Annotated in this window: 9 protein-coding genes; all 9 read right to left on the minus strand. The window is 70.1% G+C overall.

The features are described 5' to 3' along the window. A partial coding sequence (locus AOK24_RS47715; protein WP_206191267.1) for a DUF6807 family protein occupies positions 1-136 on the minus strand: 136 nt, incomplete at its 3' end. Continuing rightward, positions 133-1302: a Gfo/Idh/MocA family protein gene (locus AOK24_RS25240; RefSeq protein ID WP_055722367.1), complete on the minus strand. Its 1170-nt coding sequence runs from the start codon at positions 1300-1302 to the stop codon at positions 133-135. The genes AOK24_RS47715 and AOK24_RS25240, both read right to left, overlap by 4 nt. Then, on the minus strand, positions 1299-2582 hold the full coding sequence (locus AOK24_RS25245) for a pectate lyase family protein (protein WP_055722368.1): 1284 nt from the start codon (positions 2580-2582) through the stop codon (positions 1299-1301). The genes AOK24_RS25240 and AOK24_RS25245 overlap by 4 nt, the downstream gene beginning before the upstream one ends. Further along, positions 2579-3475, minus strand: a complete 897-nt coding sequence (locus AOK24_RS25250) for a carbohydrate ABC transporter permease (protein ID WP_055722369.1) — start codon at positions 3473-3475, stop codon at positions 2579-2581. Before AOK24_RS25250 ends, AOK24_RS25245 begins: the two co-directional genes overlap by 4 nt. Continuing rightward, entirely contained in the window at positions 3472-4407 is a 936-nt protein-coding gene (locus AOK24_RS25255) for a carbohydrate ABC transporter permease (protein WP_055722370.1), read from the minus strand. The genes AOK24_RS25250 and AOK24_RS25255 overlap by 4 nt, the downstream gene beginning before the upstream one ends. 97 nt (positions 4408-4504) lie before the next feature. Beyond that, a complete protein-coding gene (gene araD, locus AOK24_RS25260) occupies positions 4505-6238 on the minus strand; it encodes an L-arabinonate dehydratase (protein ID WP_055722371.1) in 1734 nt (577 codons plus the stop codon). Then, a complete protein-coding gene (locus AOK24_RS25265; RefSeq protein ID WP_055722372.1) occupies positions 6235-7146 on the minus strand; it encodes a dihydrodipicolinate synthase family protein in 912 nt (303 codons plus the stop codon). The genes araD and AOK24_RS25265 overlap by 4 nt, the downstream gene beginning before the upstream one ends. Beyond that, the gene (locus AOK24_RS25270; RefSeq protein WP_055722373.1) at positions 7143-7799 is read right to left on the minus strand and encodes a GntR family transcriptional regulator; all 657 of its coding nucleotides are present in this window, start codon (positions 7797-7799) and stop codon (positions 7143-7145) included. Before AOK24_RS25270 ends, AOK24_RS25265 begins: the two co-directional genes overlap by 4 nt. Positions 7800-7919: 120 nt before the next feature. Next, positions 7920-8681, minus strand: coding sequence for an MBL fold metallo-hydrolase (locus AOK24_RS25275; protein ID WP_055722374.1), 762 nt, complete (start codon positions 8679-8681; stop codon positions 7920-7922). Positions 8682-8861: the final 180 nt, after the last annotated feature.

Below are 8861 nucleotides of genomic sequence, written 5' to 3' on the forward strand. Positions count from 1 at the left end.
CCGCCGTGCCGGCGAGGGTGGTGACGGGGTGGAGGTAGGGGCGCGGGGAGAGCCGGGCGGGCAGTTCGGGCCGGGTGACGTAACGGCCGACGGGTCGGCCCGCGACGCGCAGGACGGCGGTGTCGGGGGCGGTCATCGGGAACTCACCTCTTCCGGCTGCGCCCACGAGGCGCCGTCGCGCTGCGCCCAGGGCGCGCCCAGCTCGGAGTAGAGCGCGAGGGAGTCGGCGACTTTTTCCACGATGCCGTCGATTCCGGGAACCACGCGGCGTTCCTCCTCGTTCAGGAGGTACCAGGCGGTTTCGGGCAGTGGAGCCGGGTCCGGGGCGGTGCGGATCGCTTCCACGACCGTCATGAAGGCGCCGGTGGAGTCGGGTGGTACGAGGAGGGTGGTGTTGTCCGTCAGGTGATCGACGAGGTTCTCGAGGAGGTCGGTGCGGCCGTACTCGTACTCCTCCGGGCCGTGCCCGGCGCGCTGGAGGAGGACGCGGTCCTGCTTGTACCAGTAGGTGATCCGGCCCTTGCTGCCGTGGACGAGTACGTACGGCTCGCCGGGCTGCTCGGCGCACAGGGTCGCGGCGACGGTGACCGCACGCCCGTGGGAGGTGGTGACGCGAACGCAGGAGGTGTCGTCGGACTCGATGGTGTTGGCGTGGAACAGCTCGGTCTCCACGCGGACCACGTCCTCGGCGCGCACGGCGCCGTCCAGGGCGAGGGCGGTGGCCACGGCGTGGGCGAGGGGGTTGGTGAGGGCGCCGTCGATGACGTCCACGCCGTTCAGGCGCCGCTTCCCGGCCCAGGGGGCGCGCCGGTAGTAGGACTCGGCGCGGGCCCAGGCGCCGGCCCCCCCGACCCCGGTGACCTCACCGATCGTCCCGTCGGCGATGAGGTCCCGGATCGCGGGGACGGCGTGCGAGCCCAGTGACTGGAAGCCGATCTGGCAGGCGACGCCCGCCGCGGCGACGCCGTCGGCCATGCGGCGGAACTCCGCGTAGGACGGTGCCGGGGGCTTCTCCAGCAGGAGGTGGACGCCCCGGCGCGCGGCGGTCAGCGCGAGGTCGGTGTGGGTCGGGATCGGCGTGCAGACGACGGCGATCCGGGCGCCGGTGGAGTCGAGGAGGGCGCCGAGGTCCGGGGACTGCTCGGGGGTGCCGAGCCCGGCGGGGATCTCGTCGGGGGTGAGCGGGGTGAGTTCGCAGATGCCCGCGAGGCGGACGATGCCCTTGTCCTGGAGGCGGAGGATGTTGTCGAGGTGCCAGCGGCCGTGGCCGCGCGCGCCGGCGAGGACGATGTCGGTGCTCACGGGTGCCTCCCCGCGCCCGCGCCCCGGGCCACCGCCCGGTCGGCCGCGTCGGCGCTGTCGATGGTGGTGTGCAGGGTGGGTGTCCAGCCGACGTCGGCGGTCAGGTCGCGTTCGCTGCCGGAGTTGTAGGCGTTGTGGATGGTGAGGAGGTCGACGGGATAGCCGTTGAAGAGGGTGCCGCTCTGGTGGAGGGCGGTGCCGTTCCAGCTCTTGACGAGGTCGGCGGCCTCGATGTGGCCGGGGGTGTGGAAGGCGTTGTTCTCGGCGTGGATGGCGGACTCGGTGGAGACGCCGATGGAGTAGCGGTAGTCGTCGCCGGTGACGAGGTAGCGGTTGTTGTAGAGGTGCACCTGTCCGAAGCGGACGCGGGGTGCGCGCTGGACGACGCCGCGGAACTCGTTGTGGTGGAGGGTGACGCGCAGTCTGCCCCGGTCGCCGGTCGCGGTGTCGCCGGAGCCGATGAGCATCGCCTTGTCGTGGTCGGTGAAGCGGCTCCAGGAGACGGTGACGAGGTCGGAGGCGTTGGTGATGTCGAGGAGGCCGTCGTGGCGCAGGTAGTTGCGGGCGAAGTGGGTGGGCTCGTCGGCGTCGGGGTGGTTTCCGTCGCCGAGGGTGACGTGGTCGACCCAGACGTGGGTGGCTCCGGAGAGCCACAGGTTGTCGTACGCGGTCTTCCAGTCGCCGAGGCCGCCGTTGTTGGGCTGCCAGACGGGGAAGCAGTCGTAGGCGTCGCGCAGGTCGAGGTTCCGGACGATGACGTTGGTGGCGTTCCTGACCTGGAGGTTCGCGCCCTTGATGACGGCTCTGCCGACCCCTACGAGGGTGGTGTTGGACCCCACCTTGAGGACTACGCGCTCGGCCTGCCGGGCCGCCGACGCCTGGCGGGCGTCCTCCTGAGGTCCGGCCGGCTTGGCTGCCCCCCAGGTACGGGGGTCGTACGCGGCGAGGTACGCCTTGAGGTCGTACCCGTCGGTGGCGTAGTCGGCGCAGTCCAGGCGGCGGCCCCGGTCGTCGGTGTTGGCGTCGATGGTCCCGGCGACCTTGATGATCTTCGGGGTGTCGCTGCCGCCGTCGAGGGCGCGGGCGAGTTCGGCGCGGGTGGTGACGGTGAAGACGTGCGCGGGGTCGGCGGCCGAGCCGCCGGTGGTGCCGGGTCCGTACGAGGCCCAGCCGTCGTTCGCGGGGAGGGTGTCGCGGGAGAGGTCGCGGGCCTCGGCGTGGGCCGGGAGGGCGAGTAAGGGCAACAGGGCTGCCGCTACGGCGAGTTGACGGAGTCTCATCCCTTCACCGCCCCCGCGCTGAAGCCGGTGATGAGCCACTTCTGGATGAACGCGAAGACGATCACGACGGGTACGGCGGCGATGATGCCGCCCGCGGCGAGCGCGCCGAGGTCGACGCTGTCGGCGCTCATCAGGGTGTTGAGGCCGACGGGGATCGTCTGCTTGTCCTGGTTGCTGAGGAACATCAGCGCGAACAGGAAGTGGTTCCAGGAGTGCACGAAGGCGAAGGAGCCGACGGCGATGATCCCGGGCCGCAGCAGCGGCAGGACGACGATGCGGAACGCGGTGAAGCGGTTGCAGCCGTCGACCCAGGCGGCCTCTTCGAGGGAGTACGGCACGTTCTTGATGAAGTTGCTGATGAGGATCATCGACAGCGGGAGCTGGAAGACGGTCTCGGCGATGATGACGCTGACCAGCGAGTTGATCATCTTCAGCTCGGCGAAGATCTCGAAGAGCGGCACGAGCAGCAGCGCGCCCGGCACGAACTGCGAGCACAGCAGCGCCAGCATGAACCCGCGCTTGATCTTGAAGTCGAAGCGGGCGAGGGCGTAGCCGCCGGCGAGGGCGACCAGGGTGGTGACGAGGAGCGTGGCGATGCCGACGTACACGCTGTTCTCGAAGTAGGTGCCGAACTGCCTCTCCGTCCACACCTTTTCGAAGTGGTCGAAGGTGACGGGCCACGGCACGAGGGACGTCGACCCGGCCGGGCGGAGGGCGAAGAGGAGGATCCAGTAGAAGGGGATGAGGGTGAAGACGAGGTAGATCGACAGGGGCAGGTAGATCTGCCAGCGGGGGACCTCGTCCCAGGCGCGGCGGTGCTTCACCGGGCGTTCGGGCGTGGGGACTTGGCGCACGGGAGCGGGTGCCGGCTCGGTGGCGTGGGTGGTGGTCACTTGGACTCGCCTCCGAACTTGCTCAGCCGCAGATAGATCATCGAGCAGAAGAGCAGGATCACGAACGCGACCGTGGTGAGGGCGGACGCGTAGCCGAAGTTGTGGGATTCGACGCTGGTGTTGGCGATGTAGAGCGGGAGGGTCGTCGTCTCTCCGGCGGGTCCGCCGCCGGTCAGCGTGTAGAGGAGGTCGACGTTGTTGAACTCCCAGACCGCGCGCAGCAGCGTGGAGAGGATGATCGCGTCCTTGAGGTGCGGCAGCGTGATGTGCCAGAACTGCTTGAGTCTGCTCGCCCCGTCGACCTCGGCGGCCTCGTAGAGGTCCTTCGAGACGGATTGCAGGTCGGCGAGGATGAGGATCGCGAAGAACGGCACGCCGCGCCACAGGTCGGCGACGACGACGGCCGGGAAGACGGTCGAGGTGTCGGACAGCCAGCTCGTGCCGTAGGAGCCGAGCCCCATGTCGGCGAGGTAACGGGTGATCCCTGTCTGGGAGTTGTAGAGGAGCACCCAGATCGCGGAGGTCAGTACGCCGGAGACGGCCCAGGGCGAGAAGACGAGCGCGCGTCCCAACGCCCGTCCTACGAACGTCTGGTTGACGATGAGCGCCAGCGCGAGGCCGAACAGCAGCTGGAGTCCCACCTCGACGAAGACCCACTTGGCGCTGAAGGTCAGCGTGTCCCAGAACTGCGGGTCGTCGGTGAAGATCTGCCGGAAGTTGTCGAGTCCGGCGAATCCGTCGCGCCAGGGCTTGGTGGGGTTGAAGTGCTGGAGGCTGTAGTAGAAGACGCTGATCACGGGGTAGGCGATGAAGCCCAGCATCAGCAGGGCCGCCGGCGCGATCAGCAGGTACGGGAGCCTGCGCGGGGTGGCGGAGGCCCGGCGCCGCCGGGGTGGCGCGGGCTTTTTCGCCACGGCTGCGGCTTGGGCCATGACTGTTCTCCGTTCATGTACGTCGTCGTGCGGTAAGCGCTTTCTTCGCAGGCAGGCGGGTGCCTGGCGGTGTGCTGCGGTGGTGCCGTGCGGTGGTTCAGCCGGCGTACGGGTCCTGGACCTTGCCGGGGCGCGCGAGGAACTCGAAGTCGCAGCCGGTGTCGGCCTGCGTGATCTGCTCGTTGTAGAGGGCGCCGTAGCCGCGCTCGTAACGGGTGGGCGGAGGCGTCCAGTTCGCCCGCCTCAGCGCCAACTCGTCGTCGTCCACGTCGAGTTGGAGGGTGCGGGCGGCGACGTCCAGTGTGATGGTGTCGCCGGTGCGGACCAGGGCGAGGGGGCCGCCGACGTACGACTCGGGCGCGATGTGCAGGACGCAGGCGCCGTAACTCGTGCCGCTCATGCGGGCGTCGGAGATGCGGACCATGTCGCGGACGCCCTGCTTGAGCAGGTGGTCGGGGATCGGCAGCATGCCGTACTCGGGCATCCCCGGACCGCCCTTGGGGCCGGAGCCGCGCAGGACCAGGACACTCTCCGCGGTGATGCCCAACTCCGGGTCGTTGATGGTGCGTTGCATGGTCTTGTAGTCGTCGAAGACGACCGCGCGGCCGGTGTGTTTGAGGAGGTTCTGGTCGGCGGCGATGTGCTTGATGACCGCGCCGTCGGGACACAGGTTGCCGCGCAGGACGGCGACGCCGCCCTCGGCCGCGACCGGGTTGGCGCGGGGGCGGATGACGTCGTCGTTGTGGACGACGGCCCCTTCGAGCTGTTCTCCCAGCGTCCCGTTCACCGTGGGCCTGTCGACATGCAACAGGTCGGTGATGCGGGAGAGGAAGGCGGGCAGGCCGCCCGCGAAGTAGAAGTCCTCCATGAGGTAAGTCCGGCCGCCGGGGCGGACGTTGGCGAGGACCGGGACGGTGCGGGCGATGCGGTCGAAGTCGTCGAGGGTGAGCTTGATCCCGGCCCGGCCCGCCATCGCGATGAGGTGGATGACCGCGTTGGTGGAGCCGCCGAGCCCGAGGACGGTCGTCACCGCGTCCTCGAACGCCTCACGGGTGAGGATGGCCGACGGCTTCAGCCCCGTCCAGGCCAGCTCCACCGCACGGCGCCCCGACGCGGCGGCCATCCGCTCGTGCGCGGAGTCGACGGCCGGGATGGAGGAAGCGCCCGGCAGCGTCATGCCGAGGACCTCGGCGGCGGCGGTCATCGTGGACGCCGTACCCATGGTCATGCAGTGCCCCGGGCTGCGCGCCAACCCGCCCTGGAGTTCCCGGAGTTCACAGTCCGTCAGATTCCCGGCGCGGTGCTCGTCCCAGTACTTCCACATGTCGGTGCCGGAGCCGAGGGTCTCGCCGCGCCAGTGGCCGGGCAGCATCGGCCCCGCAGGTACGAAGAGTGACGGTACGTCAGCCGATGCGGCGCCCATGAGGAGGGCGGGCGTCGACTTGTCGCAACCGCCGAGCAGGACGGCCGCGTCGACCGGGTACGACCTGAGCAGCTCCTCCGTCTCCATGGCGAGGAGGTTGCGGTAGAGCATCGGGGTCGGCTTCTGGTAGGTCTCCGAGAGGGTGGAGACCGGGAATTCGAGGGGGAAGCCGCCCGCCTGCCACACGCCCCGCTTGACCGCCTCGGCGCGCTCGCGCAGGTGGACGTGGCAGGGGTTGATGTCCGACCAGGTGTTGAGGACGGCGATCACCGGGCGGCCCCGGTACTCCTCGGACTCGTAACCCAGCTGGCGCATACGGGCGTTGTGCGACCACGTGCGCAACTGGCCTTCCGTGCCGTACCACTGATGACTTCTCAGGTCTTCCGGTGCCTTGCGCGGCGCGTTCATATGGACCACCCGGCGGCTATGGCGGCGACCTCGGCGCGCTCGTCCTCGGGCAGCGTCCGGCTCGGCGGGCGCACCTCCCTGCGGCACAGTCCGAGCGAGGCCAGGGCCTCCTTGACGACGGTGACATTGTTCGCGGAACCGTTGGCCGCGCGCAGCTCCTCGAAGCGCCTGATCTGCTCCCAGACCTTCATCGCGGCCGGGTAGTCCCCGGACCGAAGCGCTTCGATCATGTTCAGCGAGACGGCCGGGGCGACGTTCACGAGCCCCGAGGTGAAGCCGGTCGCGCCGGCCGAGAAGTACGAGGGGGCGTACGGCTCGGCGAGCCCCGCGACCCACACGAACCGCTCCAGGCCCGCGTCCCGCGCGAACGCCGCGAACCGGGACGCGTCCGGGACGGCGTACTTGACGCCGATCACGTTCGGGCAGGCGTCCGCGAGTTCGGCGAGCCGCTCGCCGCGCAGCTGCGCGTTGCGGACGTACGGCACGACGCCCAACTCCGGTACGGCCTCGGCGATTTCGCGGTGGTAGTCGACCCAGCCGGCCTGCGAGACGTACGGGTGCACCGGCTGATGGACCATCACCATCTGCGCGCCGAACGCCCGTGCGTGGCGGGCGGCTTCGACGGCGCTCGGGATGTCGTGGCCGACGCCGACGAGCACCGTGGCGCGGTCGCCGACCTCTTCGAGGGTGAACTCCGTTATGCGGCGCCGCTCTTCGGGAGTCAGCGTGTAGTACTCCCCGGTGTTCCCGTTGGGGGTGAGCGTGGTGATCCCGGCGTCGAGGAGCCGGCGCAGCAGGGCCCGGCACACGGTCTCGTCGACGCCGCCGTCCTCGGCGAACGGGGTCACCGGGATGGCGACGACGTCGGCCAGGGCCGCGCGCTGGGTCTCGAACGCCACGTTGCTCATTCCTGACCTTCCTGGTCCGCCGCGTGGGGGAAAGCCCGCTCGACGAAGGATCCGATGTGGGCGTGCAGGGCGCGGGCGGCGCCGTCCGCGTCGCCGGCCAGGGCGAGCCGCAGGATCTCGCGGTGCTCGCCGGCCTCGCGCTCCCAGGACGGCGAGGCCGCCCAGGCGACGGCGGAGACCAGGGCGGCCTGGTCGCGGACCTCGTCGAGCATCCGGCCGAGCAGCGGGTTGCCGCACGGCAGGTACAGCGCGCGGTGGAACTCCCGGTTGGCGAGGGAGCGTTCGGCGGTGTCGGCAGCCTCGTCGGCGCGGGTCAGCGCGTCGCGCGCGGCGTCCAGGGAGGCTCCCCGGCTCACCGTCCGCCGCAGCGCCTCCGGTTCGAGCAGGACCCGTACGTCGTAGACCTCGCGCGCCATGTCCGCGTCCACCATGCGCACCGTGACGCCCTTGTACTGGCTCATCACGACGAGCCCGGTGCCGGCCAGGGTCTTGAGCGCCTCGCGCACCGGGGTCTTCGACACCCCGAAATGTGCGGCGAGTTCGGTCTCCACCAGGGCCTGACCAGGCGTCAGGCGCCCGGTGAGGATGCGGCGTTTGATCTCCTCCAGGACGTACTGCGTCCGGGAGGGGATCGGCGTGGGCACAGACGTCATGCGCGCCTCTCGGAAGTCGCGTATCTGATCTCGCGTATCGCGTCTCATATATGACGTACGAAGTACGACGCGTTGAAGGTAGGGAGGAGGTAAGGGGTTCGTCAATGCTTCTGACAGAAGTCAGAACCGGAACGTCTCGCCCTCACGTGCCATCCGGGTGGGTCCACCGAAGGCCAGCGCGGCGCGGCCAGTTGCCGTCTGCCGCTTGAGAGTTGGACCGACGTGCGTGACGAGCAGCTCCCGTACGCCCGCCTTGCGCGCCGCCTCCCCGGCGTCCTCCGGCGTCATGTGCACCTGTTCGCCGTCGTGATGCCGGTCGTGCTGGTCGATGTCTGCCTCGCACAGCAACACGTCGGCTCCGGTGGCGAGTTCGGTGAGCGCGTCACACGGCCCCGTGTCCCCCGAGTACGCCAGCACGCTGCCCTGGCACTCCGCGCGCAGCCCGTACGCCTCCGTGTCGTGCCGGACCGCGCGGGCGGCGAGGCGCAGGTTCCAGTGCCGGACGAGGAGGCCGTCGTACAGCGGCCTGAAGTCGAGGATTCCGCTGAGGAAGCGGACGTCGGCCTTGCCGAGGAACCCGGCGACCCTGAGCGCGCAGTCGCGGGGCGCGTACACCGGGATCGCCGCCGCCGGGGTCATGCCGCCGAACGCGAACGCGTACACCGCCGCGAGGAGGTCGGCGCTGTGGTCGGCGTGCAGATGCGACAGCCAGATCGCCGTGAGGCGGCTCGGGTCGGTGTGCCGCTGCAACTCCGCGAACGTTCCGGGCCCGGCGTCCACCCATATCTCGGCGCCGCCGCCGCGCAGGAGGTAGCCCGAGCAGGGGCGGTCGGGGGCCGGGTGGGGTGAGGCGGTTCCGAGGACTGTGAGGCTCAGGGGCATGGGTCGGAGGGTACGGGTGGGGAAGGTGGCGTGTACCCCGTACGGACTACCCGGGTACCCCTCGGGAGCCACCCGGGCCTCAGGGGGCCGCGTGTCCTCACCCTCCTACCTAAGGCTGATGCCCGATGCCCCGCGTCCCTCCTTAGAGCCACGATGACCAGGCATGACGACAACCATCCG

It is taken from the genome of Streptomyces niveiscabiei (assembly GCF_001419795.1).
Lineage (GTDB): Bacteria > Actinomycetota > Actinomycetes > Streptomycetales > Streptomycetaceae > Streptomyces > Streptomyces niveiscabiei.

Bases quoted from the DNA above. Each gene is read 5' to 3' on its own strand.
- AOK24_RS25245 (WP_055722368.1), bottom strand. From the start codon at position 2,582: ATGAGACTCCGTCAACTCGCCGTAGCGGCAGCCCTGTTGCCCTTACTC.
- AOK24_RS25255 (WP_055722370.1), bottom strand. From the start codon at position 4,407: ATGGCCCAAGCCGCAGCCGTGGCGAAAAAGCCCGCGCCACCCCGGCGG.
- araD (WP_055722371.1), bottom strand. From the start codon at position 6,238: ATGAACGCGCCGCGCAAGGCACCGGAAGACCTGAGAAGTCATCAGTGG.
- AOK24_RS25265 (WP_055722372.1), bottom strand. From the start codon at position 7,146: ATGAGCAACGTGGCGTTCGAGACCCAGCGCGCGGCCCTGGCCGACGTC.
- AOK24_RS25270 (WP_055722373.1), bottom strand. From the start codon at position 7,799: ATGACGTCTGTGCCCACGCCGATCCCCTCCCGGACGCAGTACGTCCTG.
- AOK24_RS25275 (WP_055722374.1), bottom strand. From the start codon at position 8,681: ATGCCCCTGAGCCTCACAGTCCTCGGAACCGCCTCACCCCACCCGGCC.